Origin of the sequence: Limisphaera sp. 4302-co (assembly GCF_049537155.1) — a bacterium.
GTDB lineage: Bacteria > Verrucomicrobiota > Verrucomicrobiia > Limisphaerales > Limisphaeraceae > Limisphaera.
In genome coordinates this window covers 333,300-354,756 of sequence record NZ_JBMVQZ010000001.1, presented here as the reverse complement: position 1 = coordinate 354,756, position 21,457 = coordinate 333,300, and the positions used below count along the sequence as shown (strand labels likewise).

Annotated in this window: 19 protein-coding genes; 2 read left to right on the top strand and 17 right to left on the bottom strand. The window is 66.3% G+C overall.

Annotation, left to right across the window (positions count from 1 at the left end; genetic code table 11):
- Positions 1 to 8 precede the first annotated feature (8 nt).
- The 10 genes from ACPDIX_RS01285 to fabD form a co-directional block, all read right to left on the bottom strand.
- Positions 9 to 725 carry a lysophospholipid acyltransferase family protein gene (locus tag ACPDIX_RS01285; protein ID WP_423429959.1) on the bottom strand — a complete coding sequence of 239 codons (717 nt, stop codon included), beginning with the start codon at positions 723 to 725 and terminating at the stop codon, positions 9 to 11.
- Positions 722 to 1,336, bottom strand: coding sequence for a Holliday junction branch migration protein RuvA (gene ruvA / locus ACPDIX_RS01280; RefSeq protein WP_423429958.1), 615 nt, complete (start codon positions 1,334 to 1,336; stop codon positions 722 to 724). The genes ACPDIX_RS01285 and ruvA overlap by 4 nt, the downstream gene beginning before the upstream one ends.
- 86 nt (positions 1,337 to 1,422) lie before the next feature.
- Positions 1,423 to 2,022, bottom strand: a complete 600-nt coding sequence (ruvC, locus tag ACPDIX_RS01275; protein ID WP_423429957.1) for a crossover junction endodeoxyribonuclease RuvC — start codon at positions 2,020 to 2,022, stop codon at positions 1,423 to 1,425.
- A gap of 85 nt (positions 2,023 to 2,107) precedes the next feature.
- Entirely contained in the window at positions 2,108 to 3,451 is a 1,344-nt protein-coding gene (locus ACPDIX_RS01270; RefSeq protein WP_423429956.1) for a nucleoside recognition domain-containing protein, read from the bottom strand.
- Positions 3,452 to 3,497: 46 nt separating this feature from the next.
- Positions 3,498 to 4,454, bottom strand: a complete 957-nt coding sequence (locus ACPDIX_RS01265; protein ID WP_423429955.1) for an AEC family transporter — start codon at positions 4,452 to 4,454, stop codon at positions 3,498 to 3,500.
- Positions 4,451 to 5,035, bottom strand: a complete 585-nt coding sequence (locus tag ACPDIX_RS01260; RefSeq protein WP_423429954.1) for a hypothetical protein — start codon at positions 5,033 to 5,035, stop codon at positions 4,451 to 4,453. The genes ACPDIX_RS01265 and ACPDIX_RS01260 overlap by 4 nt, the downstream gene beginning before the upstream one ends.
- Entirely contained in the window at positions 5,032 to 6,504 is a 1,473-nt protein-coding gene (locus tag ACPDIX_RS01255) for an NAD(P)H-hydrate dehydratase (protein ID WP_423429953.1), read from the bottom strand. The genes ACPDIX_RS01260 and ACPDIX_RS01255 overlap by 4 nt, the downstream gene beginning before the upstream one ends.
- Positions 6,505 to 6,802: 298 nt before the next feature.
- Positions 6,803 to 9,055, bottom strand: a complete 2,253-nt coding sequence (locus ACPDIX_RS01250) for a response regulator (protein WP_423429952.1) — start codon at positions 9,053 to 9,055, stop codon at positions 6,803 to 6,805.
- Complete coding sequence (locus ACPDIX_RS01245) at positions 9,052 to 11,601, bottom strand: PAS domain S-box protein (RefSeq protein WP_423429951.1); 2,550 nt, start codon at positions 11,599 to 11,601, stop codon at positions 9,052 to 9,054. Before ACPDIX_RS01245 ends, ACPDIX_RS01250 begins: the two co-directional genes overlap by 4 nt.
- A 691-nt stretch (positions 11,602 to 12,292) precedes the next feature.
- Positions 12,293 to 13,222, bottom strand: coding sequence for an ACP S-malonyltransferase (gene fabD / locus ACPDIX_RS01240; RefSeq protein ID WP_423429950.1), 930 nt, complete (start codon positions 13,220 to 13,222; stop codon positions 12,293 to 12,295).
- Between the two features lie 223 nt (positions 13,223 to 13,445).
- Between fabD and ACPDIX_RS01235 the strand changes: the two genes are divergently transcribed.
- The gene (locus ACPDIX_RS01235) at positions 13,446 to 14,081 is read left to right on the top strand and encodes a hypothetical protein (protein ID WP_423429949.1); all 636 of its coding nucleotides are present in this window, start codon (positions 13,446 to 13,448) and stop codon (positions 14,079 to 14,081) included.
- Between the two features lie 23 nt (positions 14,082 to 14,104).
- Here ACPDIX_RS01235 and mutT read toward each other — a convergent pair whose 3' ends face one another.
- The 6 genes from mutT to ACPDIX_RS01205 form a co-directional block, all read right to left on the bottom strand.
- Positions 14,105 to 14,536 (bottom strand): 8-oxo-dGTP diphosphatase MutT, encoded by a 432-nt coding sequence (gene mutT, locus ACPDIX_RS01230; RefSeq protein ID WP_423429948.1) that lies wholly within the window; start codon positions 14,534 to 14,536, stop codon positions 14,105 to 14,107.
- Between the two features lie 37 nt (positions 14,537 to 14,573).
- Positions 14,574 to 15,863 carry a UDP-glucose dehydrogenase family protein gene (locus ACPDIX_RS01225; protein ID WP_423429947.1) on the bottom strand — a complete coding sequence of 430 codons (1,290 nt, stop codon included), beginning with the start codon at positions 15,861 to 15,863 and terminating at the stop codon, positions 14,574 to 14,576.
- Between the two features lie 34 nt (positions 15,864 to 15,897).
- Positions 15,898 to 16,644 (bottom strand): tetratricopeptide repeat protein, encoded by a 747-nt coding sequence (locus ACPDIX_RS01220; RefSeq protein WP_423429946.1) that lies wholly within the window; start codon positions 16,642 to 16,644, stop codon positions 15,898 to 15,900.
- A 200-nt stretch (positions 16,645 to 16,844) separates the two neighbouring features.
- Positions 16,845 to 17,612: an FAD-dependent oxidoreductase gene (locus tag ACPDIX_RS01215; RefSeq protein ID WP_423429945.1), complete on the bottom strand. Its 768-nt coding sequence runs from the start codon at positions 17,610 to 17,612 to the stop codon at positions 16,845 to 16,847.
- Between the two features lie 64 nt (positions 17,613 to 17,676).
- Entirely contained in the window at positions 17,677 to 18,462 is a 786-nt protein-coding gene (locus ACPDIX_RS01210; RefSeq protein ID WP_423429944.1) for an FAD-dependent oxidoreductase, read from the bottom strand.
- Positions 18,463 to 18,603: 141 nt separating this feature from the next.
- A complete protein-coding gene (locus ACPDIX_RS01205; RefSeq protein ID WP_423429943.1) occupies positions 18,604 to 19,353 on the bottom strand; it encodes a type II secretion system protein in 750 nt (249 codons plus the stop codon).
- 264 nt (positions 19,354 to 19,617) lie between these two features.
- Here ACPDIX_RS01205 and ACPDIX_RS01200 point away from each other — a divergent pair, with 264 nt between their 5' ends.
- Positions 19,618 to 20,154: a putative molybdenum carrier protein gene (locus ACPDIX_RS01200; RefSeq protein WP_423429942.1), complete on the top strand. Its 537-nt coding sequence runs from the start codon at positions 19,618 to 19,620 to the stop codon at positions 20,152 to 20,154.
- Positions 20,155 to 20,233: 79 nt separating this feature from the next.
- Here ACPDIX_RS01200 and ACPDIX_RS01195 read toward each other — a convergent pair whose 3' ends face one another.
- Positions 20,234 to 21,145, bottom strand: a complete 912-nt coding sequence (locus tag ACPDIX_RS01195) for a DMT family transporter (protein WP_423429941.1) — start codon at positions 21,143 to 21,145, stop codon at positions 20,234 to 20,236.
- Between the last annotated feature and the right edge of the window lie 312 nt (positions 21,146 to 21,457).

Here is a 21,457-nt window from a genome sequence, read left to right as displayed (position 1 = left end):
CCCCGGGATCAGTCTTGGGTGATTTCGAGAAGGCGGCGTTGGAGCTCCCGGCGGAACTCTTCGCGTTCGGTTTCCGAGACCTGGCGCGGCACGTGCAGGGGCTTCCCGAGGATGACCTCCCAGCGGGCGAACGGCAGGGGGACGATGAACCCGTCCCATGATCGGAGCCGGAGAAACCGGCTGAGGCGGTAGGAGGCCGGGACGATGGGCAGACCGGTGACCTGGGCGAGGCTGATGACGCCGTCCTGGACGACGTAGCGGGGACCGCGCGGGCCGTCCGGGGTGATGGCCAGGTCATAGCCGCGCTCGGCCCAGGTGGTCAATTCCAGCAGTGCCTGCGGGCCGCGGCGACTGGAGGAGCCGCGGACGGGCCGGACACCGTAACATTCCAACACGGCCGCCAGGAAACCGCCGTCGCGACTCGCGCTGACCAGTGCTGCCAGGCCGCGTGCGGCCGAGCGGGGGCGCGCGTAGGTGCGATAGGCTTCGAGGCAGAGGGCCAGACGATTGTGCCAGACGGCGTAGATGGCCCGGGGAGGCAACGGGTCGTGGCAGCCGGTGCGGTCGACAAGGGAACGCCGCAACGTCAGGGCCACGGCACGAATCAGGAGGAAGACCAGCCGCGCCAGCAAACGCTGGAGCCGGGTGGGTTGATGCGGGACCACCACGCCGGCGCGGCGCCGGCGGGAGGTGCGGTCGGACGGGGCTGGCGTGCGGCCTGTCATGCGCTGGTGAGGCCCCGTTTGAGGGCGGCACGCACGAGGTCTTCGACAGTTGCCTGAGGCCCGAGCGCGGCGCCCACTTCACGCACCCGTTGTTGGGCCTCGGCTCCTTTGTATCCGAGGGCCATCAAGGCCAGTACGGCATCCTGCCATTTGGCGTCGGTCCCGGGTGGGGCAGCGGTCCCCGCCGCAGGCAGGGGGACGACCGTGCCGCCCAACTTGTCTTTGAGTTCCACCACGATGCGCTCGGCCGTTTTTCGCCCGACGCCGGAGATGCGTGCCAGGGCGCGGACGTCGCCTTGGGCGACTGCGGTTCGGAAGGCGGTGACGCTCAGTCCGCTCAGGACGTTGAGGGCGATTTTGGGGCCGATGCCGCTCACGGTGTGAATGAGGAGCCGGAAGGTGTCGCGCTCGGCCGCTGTCAGGAAACCGTAGAGTTTGTGGGCGTCTTCGCGAACGACAAACTCGGTCAGCAGGCGGACCGGCTGTCCCACGGGCGGGAGCTTCTCATACGTGGAAAGGGGGACGAAAACCTCGTAACCTACCCCGTGGACGTCCACCAGGACCTGGGTGGGCCAGGCTTCCACAAGGGTGCCGTGGAGGAAAGCGATCATGGGCTTTGGAAGCGGATTTCCTCGCCCGCCGGGCCGGCGGGAGGATGTGAGGGTGGACAATCGTGGGTAAACTGATACATGTCAGGTCAGATGCGTTTGCTGGCGCCCGCCCAGGGACGTGCGTGCGTTTGCCAGTGGGTCAGGGCCAGGGCCAGGGCGTCTGCTTCGTCGGAGTGCAGGCTCTGGTTCAGGTTGAGCAGCCGCCGGACCATGCGGGCCACGGCGGGTTTGTCGGCCCCGCCGTGACCGGTTACGGCCAGTTTCACGCGGCGCGGGGCGATCTCGTAAATCTCGATCCCGGCCTCGGCCAGGACACTCAGCGCGGCCCCACGGGCCTCGCCCATGATGAGGGCGGTCCGGACGTTTCGTGCGTGGAAGAGGCCTTCGAAAACTGCAACCGTGGGGTGATGGGTCTCGACCAACTGCCGCAACGTCCGGCTGATGGCCGCAAGGCATTCCGTCCGGGACCAGGTTCGCGGGCAACGCACGGTACCATAAGCCAAGACTTGGAGGTCTGAACCCTTCCTGGCCACCAAACCGTAACCGGTGCCGCGCAGAGAGGGGTCCACCCCGATCACCACGCCTTCGTGCCGCGTGGTTGTCGGGCCGGACCCGGTTTCCGTCTGGGTTGCGGGCTGACGCAGCCGCGCCTCCATCCGGGCATAGTCTCGCAGCGAGATACCCACCGGCGACAGTTTGCCAGCGTCGAGTGACGCCTCCAATGGAGAAATGGGGCCCCGCCTGACGGCGTTTGCCGGACCGGCCCGCGCTTCAAGAGAAGAGCCAGCGGCAGATCCAGACGGATGCGATCATGGCCACAGCATCCGTGATGAGTCCCGCCCAGAGAGCGTGCCGGATCCGGTGGACGCCCACGGCGCCGAAGTAGACGGCCAGGACATAAAACGTGGTTTCGGTACTGCCATACATGGTGGCGGCCGTGCGGGCCAGGAGGCTGTCCGGACCATGCACGCGGACCAGGTCGGCAAAGACACCCAGCGCAGCGCTGCCGCTCAAGGGACGGACCAGGGCCAGGGGCAACAGTTCGGTCGGGAAACCGATCCATCCCAACACAGGGCCCAGAACCCGGCCCAACCAGGCCACGCCCCCTGCCTCGCGGAAGGCGCCGATCGCCACCAGCATGGCCACCAGGTAGGGCATGATCCGGATGGCCACACGAAGCCCCTCGCGGGCACCGCGGATGAACTCCTCGTACACCCGCACCCCTCGAAGGGCGGCGTAGAGGGGAAACCCTGCCAGAAGGAAGGGAACCGCCCATTGCGAAACGGCCTGCGACAGGCGAACGACAACAGATCCCTCAGGCGCAGGAGAGGCATTCCCGGCCCCGAAGCCGCTTCCCACAATCAACGCCGTGAAGAAGAAGACATAGCCCAACAGCAGGAGGCGCCCCGCCAGACCAATGGGTCTGGTGGCATGGGGATTACGGAGGCCGGCATTCCTGGAGGGGGAACCTTGCGAGGTCGCGGGTGGCAAGCGGGGCTGTGCCGTTGTGCCGGAGGCGGGCGAGTCGGCGCGAAACCATCGGAGCCGCTCCAGAAGCCGAGCGGCTGTCACGGCGGTCAGTGCACTGCAGGCGGTGGCCAGGAGTGCACTGCCCACGATGGCGGCGGGTTGCGCGGCCTGATGCGCGGCCAGCACGGATATGGCCGTGGCGGGCAGGAGCTGGAGAGAGCCGGTGTTGATGGCCAGAAAGGTGCACATGGCGTTGGTGGCGGTACCGGGCTGCGGATTCAATCGGTTGAGTTCCTGCATGGCCCGTAGCCCGAGTGGCGTGGCGGCGTTGCCCAGCCCGAGCATGTTGGCGGCGATGTTGAGAAGCATGGCGCCCATGGCGGGGTGATCCGGTGGCACATCGGGAAAGAGACGGCGCAGGACGGGCCGGAGCGCGCCGGCCAGCAGCGTCACCAAGCCGGCCTGTTCCGCCAGTCGGATCAGCCCCAGCCACAGCGCCATCAACCCCGCAAGAGGCAGGGCCACATTCAGAATGGCCTCCTTGGCGGCGTTCAGGGCTGCAGAGGTGAGCGCGTCGGCCCGACCGGTGATCCCTGCGAGGATCACTGCGATCAGGAGCAGGGCGAGCCAGATGGAATTCAGCATGGGCGCAAAGCGATGCCGGACGTTTTTCCAAGCCGTCGGGAGGTTTTCATGGCATGGCGACCCCGATCCAGTCCAGCCCGAGCCGCAACCACAAGGGCATGGTGAGGAAACTGACCACCGAGGTGCTTAACACCACGCGCAGCGCGGTGGGCACGTCGCCCTGGTAATGTCGTGCCATGACGATGGGAAAAACCGCCGCCGGCATGGCGGATTCGAGCGCGAGCACCCGCTGGAGGTCGGCGCTCACGGGCAGCAGGCGGGCCATGGCCAGGAAGAGACCCGGCATCAAACCGAGCCGGATGAGCACGGCTGCGGCCATGATCCGCCAGCCCGCGGCGGATCGGACGGCCGGGAGTTCATCGGCCATGACCGCACCGATCAACAGCAGCGCCAGTGGCACGGCACATTGGCCGAGCCAGTGCATGCCCGTGCGCAGCGCGAGGGGGCACCAGGCATGCATGCCTGTTGCGTTGAGGGTCACACCCAGGAGAACCGCCAACAGCGGCGGGTTGAGGACCCGGCGCCATTCGATTCTGCCGCGGCCGCCCGACAGGCCCAGGACACCCAGGGTCCAGAGCGCGGCGTCCACCCCCACCATGTAGAGGAAAAGCACGCCTGCCGTGGCCTTGCCGAACCACAGGAGGCAGAGCGGCAAAGGGATGTACCCGTAGTTGTGGATGGCCGTCGCCACGGCGAATGTCCGGGCCACAGCGGAATCACCCAGCCCTAACCACGGCCGCGCGGCCGTGGCCACCAGCAACCCCAGCGCCACGCTCAGGTACCCGGTTGCCGGCGCCCACAGGAGGTTGTCCAGGCGGTTGAAGGCGGGGTTGCCGAGGGCGGAATCGAGGATCAGACAGGGAACAAAGGCGTAGAGCGTGAGCCGAAGCAGGCTGGCATCCGCTTCAGCCGTAAGCCACTCCATCCGGCGTAGGAGGAAGCCGCCTCCGATGAGGCCGAAAACGGGCAGAACGGCCTCCAAAATGGTGCGATAGGCGTTCATAGAGCCGCAGGACCACCTGCTGAACCTGCACGGTGGGAGGCCGCCGCACCGGTGAAGACCTCCAAAAGGGTTTCGAACTCCAACTTTTGGAGCTGCCGTGCCAGCCGCGTGCGCGACGGGTCCGTCTCCGGGAGAGACTCCACCAGATCCACGAATGCGAATGGATCCCAAATGCCACCCTGAATGAGACGGAACCGCCACTCCTGCGGACCGTGTTGGTCCAACCAGGGCCGGATTTGACGTCCCAGGACCTCGCAGGCGGCGTGGGCGCCGGCCCGGCGCCACCAGTACTTGGAATTCCAGAAGTCGGGTTCGCGCCGGTGCACGATGGCGTGAACGATGGCGGCCTCGCGAGATTCCTTCTCTTGAACCAGTTGGTGCGCCGGCTCCCAATGATCGTGCCAGAGAAGGACGAGTGCGCGGACGACCTCGGGATCGGCGGTTTTCGGAGGTTGCGCCTGCTCCGCCCGGGCACAGGCCTCCTCCAGTGCCTTCAGGGCAATCGAAGGGGCTGCACGTCGAACAAAAAGCTCCGGAAGCTCAGGCCTCTCGAGAAGTGCGTACCAGGGGTTTTCGCTCATGTGACGGGTGTCTCGCTCAAGGGGTTGCCGGATCCGGCGTCGGCGGAGGCTCGATACGGACGAGCCCGGCCCAGTTCGCATACGAGATCTTCGACCACCCAGGCACTGTGTCGGCGACTGAGCCGGTCAGCCGTGGCCCCGTGCTGCCAGACGGCATACCGGATCAGGAGGGCCTCGTCCTTTTGCAGTTCCGGCTGCGCACACCACCCGGCCAGGTAACCTGCGAGGACGTCGCCGCTGCCGCCCTGGGCAAGGTCCTGATTCCCGCTGGGGTTCACAAAGACGGGTCCCTGAGAACGTCCGACCAGGGTTTGAAACCCTTTCAAGACCACCCAGGCGCCGCCGAATTTTTCCGAAAGTGCCCGCAGCGTGGCTGGTCGGTTGGCCTGGCCCTGTGCAGGTGACGTGCCCAGGAGGCGCGCGGCCTCGCCCGGGTGCGGCGTGAGGATGCGCAGCGTGTTCTTGGGGACCGGACCGGCCGGCAGCCAGTCCAGGGCACTGGCGTCGGCCACGATGGGCACGGGCGCATGACGCCACAACCGCACAAACGTGTCGCGGATCTCCGGGGTAACATCGGCACCGGCCAGGCCGGGCCCGAACAACAGGGCGGTGTACTTGCCGGGAAGCGGATGCGCAGCCGACCAAGGGTGCACCATCACGGCCTGCAGCTGCGCCGCCGCCGCCAGGTACACCGACGCCGGGGTGATCAGTGTCACCAGCCCGGGCCGGGCGCGCTGGGCGGCCCGGGCTGCCAGCACGGCCGCGCCGTGGTAGCCTGTGCTACCGGCCACGATGGCCAGGTGCCCGAACGAACCCTTGTGTCCGGCGACGGGACGGGGCGGCGGCCAGAGGGCAAAATCGCCGGGCAAGGTCCACTGCAGCTCGGATTCGAGCGGGCAGGGGATCAGGCCGATGTCCGGGATCACTTCAAGCCGCCCGGTCCAAACTGTGGCGGAGGCGTTCAACAGCCCGCGCTTGGGTGCTCCGAGGGTCAGGGTGACGGCCGCGCGGACAGCGGCGCCCCAGGGTTCGCCCCGATCGGCGTCCAGTCCGGAGGGCACGTCCACGGCCACGATTCGGGCCGGTGAGGCGTTCAATCTCTCGATCAGCCGGCACCAGGGTTCCGCGAGCGGCCGATTGAGGCCGATGCCGAAGAGGCCGTCCAAGATCCAATCGGGTCGTTCATCCAACGCTCGTTCAAGCGCGGGCAGCGCAGCGTCCGGGTCACGGACCTCCACGAGGCGGACTGTCCGATCCTGAAGGTGGGGTAGCGCCGCCCGGGCATCGTCCCCGTTGTGACCCTTGCCGGCAACCACGAGGATGCGATCCCGCCGGCGCGCGTGCCTGCGCAGCCAGGCAGCCAGGCAGGCGCCCACGCGGGCGATGACAGCGGCCTCGCTTCGGCCCGCGTCCCAACTGGCCTGCTCCCACTGGCGCATTTGCGCCACGCTCAGAACGGGTAGGGGCATGGCTGACTCCCGAATGCATGTGCGCACGTGCCCGGACCGACAAACAACGGGCGGACATTCGTGCCCGTTCCAGCCGGCCGCGGTCCGGCGCGAAAACCTGCTTTCGTTCTGCCCGTCCGGCAATTCCGGCCCCGTTGCCGGTGGTGACGGGCGAACCCGGTTGGCCTTTGTAACCTGCCCGGCTGGAGGAAACAAGGCCGGGGAGTGGAAGCCCTGCCGAAGGGCACACGCATCGGGTTCCTTCGAGCGGCTCGCGCGGCGGGCGGCCGCCGAGGATTCGGGAGTCGCGCGGGAAAGGTCAGGCCCAAGCCCGGGCACCCACGCCGGCATCAGGTTGCGGGCAATGCTGACCGGCGGAGCAGCCGGGCTGCGATGCCAGGCATCGCTCGATCGCCTCAAACAATGCGCGGGGATGGTATGGCTTGGCCAGGAAGACCGTGTTGGGCTGCTGTTCGAGCGTTTCGCGGACCACGTCGGGACTGTAGCCGCTGGTGTAGATGACCTTGAGATCCGGGTTGAGGCACTGGAGGCTCAGGGCCAGGTCGTGGCCGTTCATGGTTCCGGGCATGACCACGTCCGTGAGCAGGAGGTCCGGCACGGCGCCGCAGGTTTCCCAGATCCGCATGGCTTCGTCGGCGTCTCTGGCCTTGAGGACGCGGAATCCCCGGCGTTTGAGGAGCTCGGCGGTCAGGTCGCGGACAGGGACCTCATCTTCCACGAGAAGGATGAGGGGCCCCCGGCCCGGGGGCGGGGGTGTGGGATGGGAGACGGGAGCAGCAGGCTGGAGGCTGAGGGTGGTCCCGTCCTCCGGGGCCGGTCCGGTGGGATTGCCGGTCTGGTTGGCGGTCGGGAGGTAAACACGGAACGAACTGCCGCGGCCGGGCTCGGTACGGACCTCCACCCAGCCCTCGTGTTGCTTGACGATGCCGTGGACTGTCGAAAGGCCGAGGCCGGTGGCGCGGCCCATGCCCTTGGTGGTGAAAAAGGGATCGAAAATCCGGGGCAACACGTCGGGGGCGATCCCGCAACCGTGGTCGGTGACCTCGAACCAGACGAACGATCCCGGGCGCGCCTCCGGGTTGTGCGCGGCGGCGGTCTCGTCCAGGTCGGCGCGTCCTGCGGTGACTTCGATGGTATCGCCATCGGGGGTGGCGTCCCGGGCGTTGAGCAACAGTTGGAGCAGGACCTGTTCGAGGCCCTTGGGATCGGCGAGCACGAGCGGCAGTTGCGTTGCCGTGCGGAGACGGACCGAGTGCCGGTCTCCCAGTCCCCCGGCAAGGATGGGCACGAGTCGTTGGAGGGTGTGTGCCAGGTCGAGGGGCCGGGGCTGCAGCCATTGTCGCCGGCTGAAGGCCAGCAACTGCTGGGTGAGCCGGGCAGCTCGTTGGGCGTACTCGGTGGTGCGTTCCAGCAGGGCCGCCTGCAGACCGGGGTTCACATCTCCGCTCTGAAGAAGAGAGACATTGCCGATGATGACCGTCAGGATGTTGTTGAACTCGTGGGCGATTCCGGCGGTGAGCTGGCCGACGGCCTCCAGCTTCTGGGTTTGCCGGAGCTGTTCTTCGAGGTGCACCTGGGCGGTGACATCCTCGGCCGCCACCAGCAGGCAGGTCTCCTGGTCCAGCTCGAAGGGTTGGGTGCTGAGCAACACGTGGCGTTCCTGCCCATCCGGGCGCCGGAGGCGGCAACTCTGCTGGCGGAGAGGCTTTTCCAAGTCCAGCGGCAGTGGCGACGGTTCACCACTTCCCTGTTTCAACCATTGAAGGGGAAACGGTTCGGCTGCCAGAAGATCGGCCTTGGACCATCCGGACAACTCTACGAAAGCCGGATTGGCATCCACGCAGCGGAGAGGGTTGACGCGCAGGAGGGCGAGGGGAACAGGGCTGAATTCGAAAGCGCGGCTGAACCGTGCCTGGCTTTCGCGGAGCGCGACCTCGATCTTGAGGCGTTGGGCGATTTCCTTCTGCAGCTCGGCGTTGGCCGCGACCAGTTCGGCCGTGCGCTGTTGGACCAGTCGGTCCAGGTCGGCAATGCAGAGGCGGGCCTGCCGGGCCAGTTCCCACTTGCGGGTCAGGGCATGCGCAAGTTGGAGGACTTCGATGGTTTCGAACGGCTTCTTGAGGATGAGCAGGCTGTCGGTCTGGCCCAGCCGGCGGACGAAGTCGTCCCAGGCGTAGTCGGAATGGGCGGTGCATATAACCGCCTGCAGTTCGGGAGCGACCTGCCAGAGTCGCTCCAAGGTTTCCACGCCGTCCCAGCCCGGGGGCATCCGGACATCCACGAAGGCCAGCTGATAAGGATCGCCCTCCTCCAAGGCGCGCCGGACCATTTCCAAGGCTTCCTGTCCCTGGTGGGCCGAGTCCACACGGAAACTGACCTGAAGCGTACTTTCCTCGGGCTCGCCGAACAGGGCAGCCTCGGCCGCGTCCAGCTCGGCATGCGCCCCCAAGCCCGCGCTGCCACAGAGGATCTTGCGGAAATCGGCGTGGATGGCCGGGTTGTCATCCACGACCAGGATCCGGGGTGCGGGGCTGGCTGATTTTTGCGTCATGCGGTGGCCGAGGAAGCTCTGTAGGGGATGCGGAGGGTGAACCGGGCGCCCTGACCGGGGCCGTCACTGTGGACCGTCAGGGTGCCGCCCATCGCTTTGGCAGCCAGGGCGCTGCTGTGGAGGCCGAAGCCGTGCCCGTTGGGCCGGGTGGTGAACCCGTGAGTGAAGATGCGCGTGAGATTCTCGGCCGGGATCCCGACGCCGTTGTCCTCGATCTCGAGGATCAACCATTCCTCGCCCTCCCGCCGAATGCGGGCGATGATCCGTTTGTCGGGCCGGCCGGAGTCGCTGACGGCGTATTTGGCGTTGCGGATGAGGTTGACGAGGATCTGCAGGACCTTGTGCCGGTCAACGAGGATGGGCGGCGCGGGATCGAACTCGCGGATGAGCGTGATGGTGTGCCGGGTGAGGGCGGCGGCGTTGATGCGGAGGGCGTCCTCCATGAGCTGCACCGGCTCGATCTGTTCCTCCACACCGGCCAAACGTGCGTAATTCTGCTGCATGGCCACGATTTGTTTGATGTGCTCCACATGGTCGCGCACCTGAGCCAGCTCGCTGAGGAGGAATTCCTGCTGTTCGGACAGCGCCTGACTGACCGCCTCGAGATACCCCGGCAGGTGTTTGCCACGCGGATCTTCGGTGAGGAAATGATCGAGCCGTCCGGCGTGTTCGCGGAGCAGTTGCGGCACCCTGGCCAGGTTGGCGAAACGATTCTGCCGAACCCGATCGAGCAGCATGGAGCAGGAGACGTTGATGCTGTTGAGAACGTTGCCGACGTTGTGGAGGACGTCGCTGGCCACTTCGGCCATGCCGGCCAGGCGGGAGGCATCCACCAGGCGGCGATGCACCACCTCCAGTTCCGCCTCGGCCTTCTTGAGCTCGGTGATGTCCTTCGAGATGCCAAAGGTGCCGATGATCTCGCCGTTGGCATTGCGCCAGGGCATTTTGGTTGTCAGGCACCAGGTTACCCGGCCGTCCTTGTGGGTTTCTTTTTCGACCTTGCCGATGATGGGTTCGCCGGTGGCGATGATCCGTTGCTCGTCCTCGTAGGCAGGCCGGGCGTGTTCCTCGGTGAAGATGTCGAAATCGGTCTTGCCGAGGAGGTCCTGGGCACGTTCCACCTGGGGCAGCTTTTGCAGGAGGGCGCGGCTGAACCGCACGAAGCGGGACTGGCGGTCCTTGAAGTAGATGGCATCCGGGATGTTGTCCAGGAGGGTCTGGAACAGCTCCCGTTCGTACTGGAGCTGGTCCTCGGCTTGTTTGAGTTCGGTGATATCCTTGGAGATGCCGAAGGTGCCGATGATCTCGCCGTTGGCGTTACGCCAGGGGACCTTGGTGGTCAGGGCCCAGGTGACGCGCCCATCGGCATGGGTTTCTTTCTCCAACTTGCCCACGATGGGCCGGCCGGTTCGCATGATCTCCTGCTCGTCCTCGTAGGCAGGCCGGGCGTGTTCCTCGGTGAAGATGTCGAAATCGGTCTTGCCGATGAGTGCGTTCGGATCGGTCAGTCCGTACCGCTCCACGAACGCCCGGCTGTAGTGTACAAACCGGGACTCCCGGTCCTTGAAATAGATCATGTCGGGGCAATGCTCCAGCATGGTCTGGAACAGACTGCTGGCATGTGCGAGCGCCTCCTGAGCCTGGCGAACAGCGGTGATGTCCTCGTACGTACCCAGTACACCGATGACCTCACCCCGGGCGTTTCGAATGGGGACCTTGCTGGTGCGCAGCCACGCGATCGAACCGTCCGGGCGGGTTTGGGGTTCTTCGTAGTTCAGTTTCGGCCGGCCGGTGGACATGACCTCCTGATCATCGGCGCGGTATCGTTCCGCGTCGGTTTGCCAGGACAGGTCGAAATCCGTCTTGCCCACGATGGCCTCCGGATCGGGCAGACCGCAATCCTCGGCAAAGGCACGATTGCATCCCAGGTAGACAGAGTTGCGGTCCTTCCAGAAGATCCGGTTGGGAGTGGCGTCCAGGATCATCCGGAGCATCTGGGTGGACCGGAACAGCTCTTCCTCCATTTGCTTCCGGCTCGTCATGTCCCGGCCGATGCATTGGACCACGGGCGTGCCCTCCGGTGTGGCGGTGCGCCGCAAAGAAAGGTCCACATGCAGGTCGCGACCCGTCCGGCCGCGGAACCGGGTTTCGATTCGCAGCGGCGCGTCGGATGCCTCCTCGGCTTCCAGCAGACGGCGGATGGTCTCGCAACACTCTGGCGACAGGACCTCCTCCAGCGGTACCTCCCCCAGCGTACCCTCGTCCACGCCCAAGGCCCGCTGCAGGGCGGGGTTGCCCGAGCGGAAATGTCCGGAGGTGTCCACGGTGAAAATCAGGTCATGCGTTTGCTCGAACAACTGCCGGTAGGACCGTTCCAGGGCTGCCTCGCGTTCCAGCCGCTCCTGCAAGGCCTGCGTGCGGGCGGCGACCTGGCGACGCAACCACAGCCCCCACAGTCCCATCCCCGCCGTCAAGGCGGACAAGAGGCTGACGAGGGCCGCCGATTGTTGGGCGGTCCAGCCGGCCGAAACCGACACCTGCCCCATGGCCCCGGCTCTGGCCGGTTCACTCCGGTTGACGACCGGCTCGGACCGGATTACGGCGGACGCCAGGGCACTCGACCCGGACAAAGGCACGTGTGTCAAGGCCAACAAGCCCGCGGCTGTGGCGGTGGCGCAGCCGAGAACCCACCAAAAACGGCCGGGCCGAACCATTCGGTCGCGGTCCGGATTGGGTGCTTGTTCCTTGAAGAACATGGTATGCAAGCCGCCTGCCGGGTTCCGGGTGGCCGCAGCCTCATGGCCGGCGTGGAGGAACCCTGCCGGTTTGCCGGTCATAGTACCGACCGGTCTTCTTTCGAGCTGCCCCGGTTCCCGACCCAGCGGCGGTCATACGTTCCATTCCTGCCGGCGGTCCGGTGCCGCGTGTGACCGGCGACCGGAACGCATATTCCGGCGGGGCCGAACCCATGTGCGGTTCACCCCAACTCCGCCGGTCCACCGGACCTGGCCGAACTTCCACGACGGTCAGCCCGGTTATCGGCCGGCGGGGAGGGAAACTTTAGGAACAACTTGGATCCAAAAGGCGCAGGGGCTCCTCGGAGGCGAGCACGCGCCCTGCCATGGGCAGCGGGGTCAGGGAAAGCGCGACCGCCGAAGGGGTACGACAGCGGGATCACCACTCTTGCAGGCCCACCGAACGCGCCCTTTCCACGGGCCGTCTGGCAGAAGCGTTCTGTCAGGCAAGCGCATTGGCAGTGGCCTGCAAGGAGGCAGTGTCTGCCACGTTGTAGACTTCCACGTCTTTTTGAATCCGCCTGAGGAAACCGCTCAGGACGGTTCCCGGCCCGAGTTCGACAAAGCGCGTGAACCCCTGGGCCAGCAGATGGCGCATGCTGGCTTCCCAAAGGACCGGGGCGGTGACCTGTTCAACCAACCGGTTGCGAATGCTTTCCGGGTCTTCATGGGGCCGGGCCGTGACGTTGGAAATCACCGGCACCCGGGGCGGGTGAACCTCGACCGAGGCAAGCGCCTCGCGCAGGCCCGGCTGTGCCGGGGCCATGAGGGGGGAGTGGTAGGCGCCTGCCACGTTGAGAAGCACCGCCCGCCTGGCTCCCCGGCCTTTGGCCAACTCCACGGCCTTTTCCAGCGCGCCTCGCGCACCGGAGATCACGATCTGGCCCGGGCAATTGAGATTGGCCATCGCCACACCGGCTTCTTCACAAACGGCGCGCGTGGCGGCTTCGTCCAGGCCGATGATGGCGGCCATGGCGCCGTCGGCCCTCTCGCACGCCGCCTGCATCAGTTGCCCGCGGATGCGAACGAGGCGGAGACCATCCTCGAAGCTCAACGCGCCCGCCGCGGCCAGGGCGGTGAATTCGCCCAGCGACAGCCCGGCCGTGGCTTGGAACTGGAACCGGGGGCACCGCGCTCGGAGGAGCTGCCACGCGATCCAACCCACGAGAAAAATGCCCGGCTGCGCGTGTTCGGTCCGGGTCAGCACGTCATCAGGCCCTTCAAAGCAGACGGTGGCCAGGTCGTACCCGAGCACCCGGTTGGCCCGTTCGAACCACTCCCGTGCCCCGGGGTCCGACTCCGCCAGGTCGCGTCCCATGCCCACGTACTGGGCGCCCTGGCCGGCGAACAACAAAGCGGTTTTCCCGTTCATTTCGGGCCCTACTCAACCGAAAAAACGCCTCGTGGAAAAGCCCGCAGTTGGAGCCCGCCCGCGCACGGCGAAGCGACCCGGATCACGGTGCGCATGGCCTTCCCATCCGGGCGCGGGATCCCGGCGTCCCGCTGTGAGACTGCAGGGGACGGCGCCGATACTCTTCCACGGACCATGCCCTGTCGGCTCGACAACCTCGGGCCGCGGCCGCAACCTATGCACGATGGCAAACGAGAGCAGCGAACGTTCACCTCTGGACCTTTTGTGGGAGGAGTACGGCGAGGTGTTTCGTGATTTCGACGACCTGACGCTGGCACGTTGGTTGGCCCAGACGCTGGGTCAACTGCAGGGACGGGCCTGGCGAATGTCGCACCCACTGGTGGCTGCCTACCGGCTGGCGGCCCAAGAAGCCCATCGCCGGGGCGTGTGGCTGAAACGGCTCGCCACGGCCCCGGCCGCCTACCTGGAATCGCCCTGCTGCCGGGCGCCCATGCTGCCGCTGTTGACCCGCGACGTCCGCGATGCCGGTCTGCTTTGCCAGCACTGCAACGACACGATGGTGCCGTTCGAGGAGTTGCCGGAGGACATTCGGCCCGACCTGGATCTCTGGGCTGCGCAGTACGCGCCGGTTCATGCCGTGGCGCACTGGGACGATCGCCAGCGCAAGGCCGTGGGCAACTACGACCGCGCCCTGGACCAGGCCGCCGAAGAGGCCGAGCGCCTGCTCGCGCGGGCGGGGACCGAACTGGCCCCGCGACTCCTCGATTTCTACCCGGCCGTCATCTGGGAGGACCAGGACGAATGCCTGGATGTTCGACCGGAGGACGTCATTCTGACTCGCGCGGAGGACCAGGAGTAAAGGGCCAACCTTGCGGAGCCGTTTCACGCCGGCCCGCCCCCCTCCCACAGATCGGCAGACCGGACCAACTGCTCCAGAAGTCGCGCGTCAGCCGGGGGAAACCGGTGCCGCCGGAGCCTCCGCCGATCCACCCACTTCAACGCCGCACAGCCCAGGGGCCGGGGTTCGCCCCCCGTCCACCGGCACAGATAGAACCGGATCGTCACATGGACCTCCGGATACGAATGTTCGACCGTTGACCACAGCCGCATCACGTTCACACGGATGCCGAGTTCCTCCTCGAGCTCCCGCACGAGACAGGCCTCGAAGGACTCGCCGGGCTCCCGTTTGCCGCCCGGGAATTCCCACAGCCCGGCCAGGTGCGAACCGGCCGGGCGCCGCGTGATCAGGAGGCGCCCCTGGTGAAAGATCAGTGCCGCCGCGACTTCAACCCGCCGGGGTGCAGGGGATTTCATGCAGGCTAACCAACCCGGCCACGCGCCGGAGGCGCATTCAACGACCGACGCTCTTGTAAATCCAACCGAGCCGTTCCATCTCACGCGGGTCGAAGAGGTTGCGTCCGTCAAACATGATGGGATGCGTCATGACCCGCCGGGCCCGTTCGAGATCGAGTTTTTTGAAGACTTCCCATTCGGTGGCGATCACCAGGGCGTCGCAACCCTCGGCCACCTCGTTCATGTCATCCACGTAGGTGGCTTCCGGCAGCACGGCCCGCGCCTTGCTCATGGCCTTGGGATCGTGCACCCGCAGTCGCGCACCCTCCCGGAGCAGGCGCCGGCAGAGCTCGATGGCAGGTGACATGCGCACGTCATCGGTGTTCTGTTTGAAAGCCAGTCCCAGCACGCCGATGGTCTTGTCCTTCAACACCCAGAGGGTGTCGGCGATCTTTTTGATGAACCGGTCCATCTGCTCCGCGTTGATGCGCTGGACCTCCTTGAGCAGGCGGAAATCGTAGCCGAGCTGCTCGGCAATCTTGATGAACGCGCTGAGGTCCTTGGGAAAACAACTGCCGCCAAACCCGATGCCGGCCTGGAGGAACTCGCGTCCGATCCGATGATCCATGCCCATGCCCAGGGCCACCTCCTGCACGTTGGCACCCGTGGCCTCGCACAACACCGAGATGGCGTTGATGTAGGAAATCTTCAGCGCCAGGAACGAGTTCGACGCATGCTTGATCAGCTCCGCGGAGTTCAGGTCCGTCACGATGATCGGGGCGTCGAACGGCTGATAGATCTCCCGCATGACGGGGACCGGCCGGGGGGACTGGACCCCGATGACGATCCGGTCCGGGTGCATCAGATCCTCCACCGCGTAGCCCTCACGCAGGAATTCCGGGTTGCTGACCACGTCGAAATCCACGCGAGCCCGGCAGTACCGCCGGATGGTCTCGGCCACCTTTTCGCCGGTGCGCACCGGGACGGTGCTCTTGTCCACCACCACCCGGTAGCTCGTCATGCAACCGGCGATTTCCCGGGCGACCTTCTCGATGAAGCTCAGGTCCACCGAGCCGTCGGGCAAGGGCGGTGTCGGAACGGCGATGAACACAACCAACGCCCGTTCCACACCCTCGGCAATGCTGGTCGTAAACCGCAGTCGGCCCGCCGCGACGTTTTTGTGGACCAGTTCTTCGAGGCCCGGCTCGTAAATGGGCATCCCGCCGGACTGCAGCAGCCGCACCTTGGCCTCGTCGTTGTCCACGCAGGTCACGTCGTGACCCACCTCGGCAAAACAGGCGCCGGTGGTCAGGCCCACGTAACCGGTCCCGATGATCGCGAGTTTCATGGCGCCAGCAGCACATCCGACCGGTTGCTCCGCCTCAGGGCGTCGCGCCGTTGGTGGCCGGCTGGGGCACGGCGGGCACCAACACGGCGGCGTTTGTCGTCCCGGCCGTTTCACCGGCGGAGGACTCCGCATTCGCCAGCTCCGGATGTGCCTCCAGCAGGCTCTGGAGCGCCAGCCGGGCCTCGCCGCCGATGGAGGTCATGGGGATCGCCCGAGCCACGCTCTCATAATAACGCCGCGCACGTTCCCATTCCCCGCGCGCTTCGCACAATCGGCCCAGCCGCAGGCGGGCCAGGAAGATCGTGGGATCGGTCTCCAACTGCCGTTCAGCCAGGGATTCATACCGTTCCATGGCCTCGTTGGTCCTCCCTTGGAGCTCCAGGGCCGTGGCCAGACCGAACACCGCCTGAGGCAGCAGCGGACTCCGGCGATGATCACGGAGAAACTGTTCGAACCGGCTTTGGGCCGCCGCGGCATCACCCTCCTGCAGCAGGGCTGATGCGCCCAACAAAAGCGCATAACCGGAGGCGCGTGTGCCGGCATATCGCTCGGCCACCTCGAGGTAGGCCGCCGAACGCATGGTGTCTGCCTGCCCCGTCACCAGGGCGGCCGCCGCCTCCGAAAGCGCGCGGGCCGCATCTTCCTCGCGTTGTCCCCGCCAGTAGATGTAGTAGGACAACACCAGGCCCGCCAGCGCCAGACCCACCAGCCCGTAAACCACCTGGCGTTTGTAGGTGTCCAGCCAGGCGTAGGCTTGGATCCACCATGCCGGTTCGCTCACCTGTGCTCCCATAATTAAGCGCGCAATCTCCGCACACAGTGGGCCGATGGCAAGCTTGAAAATCCAAACCGAAATCATCCCGCGGGCGGATCAGGAAAAGCCGGTGACCGGGGCACGTCGGCCAGGGCGGGCCGACCGCCATTGTTCGTCGCAGGGTCTTGCCCTTCGCGGTCCGGGCGGGAAATCCGCCTTGGAAAGGCTCACCGACGCGCAGGCGCCGGTTCCAAAACCTGTCCGTCGGCGGGCGACCACCTGCGCAGGCTCTCGTAAGGCAGGTCCTGCACGGCGCAGCCGGCCTCCACAGCCAACGCGGCAGCGGTGCCGGCCGACTGGCCCGGGATCATGAACACCGGTTCCATGCGGACGGAACCGTACGCCACATGAGACGCGCTCACGCAAACGGGCACCAGGAGATTGGCCGCCTGATCCCGGGGCGGCAGCAGCACGCCGTGATCAATGGGGTAGGGCGCGGGCAGGGGCACGCCGAGGTCTCCTTCGTTTTGCACCCAGCCTTCCGATGTGACATAGCGCTGCACGTTGTGCGAATCAATGGAGTAGGACCCCATGCCCACCGGAAGCGGCGTCGTTGCCCGACCGGTCAGGTGGTGTTCGGTCAGCACGAAAGGGCCGCGCATCCGCCGCGCCTCGCGTATGTAAAGCTGATGGGACCAGTGACCGTTGTCGGTGAATTCGTCACGGGCCGGGCCCCGGCGCTGCATTTCGGTTCGGACCTCCTCCGGCACACGCGGATCGTGCGTCAGGAAGTAGAACAGGCTCTTCTGGTAACGTTCGTGTTCGCGAACGATGGCTTCCCGCCGGGTGTAGGAAGCCTCCGGATACTCGTAGTTGGCGACGATGTGGTCGGTGCTCATCGGGCCGTGATTGTTCACGTTCGTCTTGCGATTGGGCAGGGGATCGAACGTTCGGAAGGTTTCCCGCCAACCGGCGGCAAAGATCCGAACAAGCAAAAGGAACTCGTCCGGGTCATGGTGCGCAGGTCGCGGGAAGGGAATCCGGTTTTCAGGGCATCCGTCAGACACAGGCGGTAACAGTAAGCCTGCACACGCCGGTCACCGGAGCCTTTCGAACCCGTGGCTCGCGGCTGACCTGGGGCAGCAAACCGCTGTCCGGATCGCCCGGCACCCGATAGGCGCTGATCGGCCGCCGAAGAAGTTTGAAATGGTGCCGGTGATGGAACACGCCGGTCTGCACGCCGGCCCAGATCTCACCATACTCGTCCCGTCCTTCACGCCCCACCACGTAATCCACGCCGGCGGCGGCCATCAGATCGCCCTCGTAGGTCGCATCCAGGAAGATGCGTGCCTCGAAGGTCCGGCCGCTGAGCATGCGGATGCGAACGATGCGGTTGCCTTCCTTGGGAACCCCGTGCCGGCGGTCGAGCCACTCGTTGCGAAAGACCGGGCTCTGGTGTTCCCGGGTCAGGTCCTCGAAGACCGCTTCCGCCACGTGGGGTTCGAACACCCACATGGTGCGGCGGTCACCGTCCATGGCCCGCGTGCCCTGACCACGGTTGCCGTATTCATCCCGCCGTTGCCATCGCCAGGCTTGGGGCTGTTGGTAATGCAGCCAGATGCGGTGGTAAAACTCCCTGGCCAGGCCACCGATCACCGCCTTGGTGCCGGTGTCGGTCCAGCCAGGGCCCCCGCTGGACATCCCGCCAAGGTGCCGGTCCGGCCCCACCAGGGCGACGGTCCATCCCGTTCGCGTTGCCTGGACGGCAGCCATGACGCCGGCCGAGGTGCCGCCGTAAACGACGATGTTGTATGAGGCTGCCAGGAGAGAAGATGCCGCACACAAGAGCGCCGCTGCGCCCGGCCTCCACGCAGGCCAAATCGGTGAGCGCCTCACGAACAGATGAAACGCGCCCCGCGGCGGCCGGTCAAGCCGGTGTCCAGGGAACGAACCGCGGTTCCAAATGGAACCGGGGGCCGCCAGACCTCAGAACCACCAGCGCACGTCGCGGTCCTGGGGATTGTAACGTTCCTTGATCAGTTTGAACGGCCGCCAGGCGGCATGCCCGTCCAGGAAGAACGCGGTGCCGCCACCGGGGAAGTTGCCCTTGCGATGGGGATTCTTGTGGCGGCCGTCGCTCGTGAGGCCGGAGGGCACGCCCACGAAATCGTTCGGCCCGCGCGACAACAGGGCGTCCACGATCAGTTCGGCCAGGGCCGGGTTCGTGTTGCCGGTGGTTCGGAGGTGGAATTCTTTGCCGGGGTACATGCGGCTGGCCATCTGCGGATCGGGCCGCCCACTGGAATCCAAGCGGGCCCCCAACCAGCCGTAGCCGATGATCCGGCGATTGCCGGGGCTGATCTCCCACCAGTTCACCTCCACGTCAAATTCTTTGACCGAGGCCCGCACACTGGGGCAGTAGAAGACCGACCGTGTGGCCCCGTAGTTTGTAATGGCGTTGGCCGTGTCCCAGGGAACGTCCCACAGCCAGAATCCGTTGCGAAGGTGCGCCGGGATGTAGTCGCGGTTTTCACTGGCATACATCATCACCGCCATGCCGAACTGCCGGATGTTGCTCATGCACCGTGCGCGGACCGCCTTTTCCTTGGCCTCCGACAGCGCGGGTAACAGCATGCCTGCCAGGATGGCAATAATGGCAATGACGACCAGAAGCTCGATCAAGGTGAAGGCGATGGCACGCCCGGGCTTCACTTTCCGCTGTATATGCTGCTTCATAGGGCTGCAACCTGGGCCCGGCAAACCCGCCGACCCGAACCGGCGAGGGACCGGGCTGGATTCCTTGTTATCACCTTAAAACATTCCACGTCGCGGCGACACCCTTCAACCTTGCACCGGGCATTGAAAAATTTGCACAAGCCGCCGTCCCCCGTCAGTCTTCCGGACGGTGGGCACTCCGCCTGTCACCCTTGAGGAGGAGCCCCCACCGGCCACTGGAGACAGGTTGTCGGGGTTCAACGGCTCCGGACTTGAAAAGGGACCATGGAGAAGGTGAGGCAGGGATGGGAATTGGAAAAGATCGTCTCCGGCGGGCAGACCGGAGTGGACCGCGCGGCCCTCGATGTCGCAATCAAGCTGGGCATCCCCCACGGAGGCTGGTGCCCGCGCGGACGTTGGGCTGAGGACGGTGTCATTCCGGAACTCTATAACCTGCGCGAAACGCCGGCCGCCGAACCGGAACAACGGACCGAATGGAACGTGCGCGATTCCGACGGCACCGTCATCTTCAGCGTGTCGGCCCACCTCACCGGGGGCTCCGCGTACACGCGCATCATGGCGGAGCGCTGGGGCAAGCCGTGCCTACACCTCGCACAGGAACTCTATCCGGTTGCCGAAGCAGCGGCACGACTGGAAAGGTTCCTCCATCAGCACCGCATCCGCGTGCTCAACGTTGCGGGACCGCGCCGGAGCGTCGAGCCGCGCGCAGCCCGTTACGCGGCCGCCGTCCTCGAAAAGGCCCTGGCACCTCGCAACCTGCCACCGCCTCCCGACGGGTCCGGAGAGGCCACCGGGTGCTGACCGGGCGCTGCTCCAACGGCCATGGCCGGATGCCTTCCCATGGGGCAGGTCGCCGGTCGGACAGGGCAGGGCCGCTCTCTCACCACGTCAGCACCAGTCCCACCACACCACCGACGGCAATGACCGCGCCCACGAGCGAACGGGCCGTGGGACGATCACCTTCCATCCACCAGGCCAACGGGATGATCGTCAGTGGCGTGAGGCTCGTAATGGCCAGAACGACCCCCGCAGGCAGCTGGGACAACGCCCACTGGTAGCAGCTTACCCCCAGCACCAGGCCAAACAGAGCGTTACCCAGCACCCAGGGAACCGCTTGCCGCCGGGAGACATGGCGTGCCGACTCTGTCCGTGCCCGGCCCCCTCCGATCCTGCGGCGGGCCCGCACGGCCATTCGCCAGGCCGCCCACACCACGCCGTAACCGCCCAACACCCGCAGGAAGGCAGCCGTGCCGCCGTCCGGACCGGGCCCGTGCCTTGCCGCCTCGGCGAAGGCCACCCGGTTCAACACCGCTCCCACGCCACCCAGCCAGGCAGATGCCACGGCCCAGAGCATCCCCGCGACCGTGTGCGGATGCGGTTCCTGCCCCCTTCGCGGCGCAAGCGCCAGCCCCACCCCCAACAAAGTGCAGCCGCCGAACGCCAGGGACAGCGGGCCGAGACGCGTGCCCAGAAACAGCCATTCGAGCAGGGCGGCAATCGGCGGGGTCAGACAGGCGATCAACAGGATCGTAAGACGAGAACCCAACCGGGGCAGGGCTTGGAACATCGCCGTGTCGCCAAGACCAATGCCCACGAACCCGCTCCAGACGAACCATGCCCAACCGTCGTTTATGAATGCACGCCCGGCCGTACCCGACCACAGGCCCAGCAGTACAAGCGCAACGGTCAGACGCCAGAAATTCGCCTCCGTCCCGCCCAAGAGCCGGGCCGACCGCACGGCAAACACCGCCGAGCAGGCCCAGAGGATCGTGGTGAGGCACGCCGCCCACATGGAAGCCGAGTCTGCGGAACGTATGCTCGATCCGCAACCGCGGGCTCCCGCGCCGCCGGAGAACCTTGACCCCCGGACACGCCAGTGCTCGGCCTGCCGAATGGATCCAATCGGAAACCCTTCCAATCCGAATCCACGTTGATCGGGTCTCCTGGAGAACCGGCAGAGGTCGAGCGTCCCGCAGAAACCAAGCCGATCCCGCGCATGTGGAAGGCCGATGATGTTCCGGGAGGCTCTGTATGTGCAGGCACGAGTGACCCCGGCGTGGCAGCCCGCCCGGCCGCCGCCCCCACCAAGTCGGCCCCCCTTGGG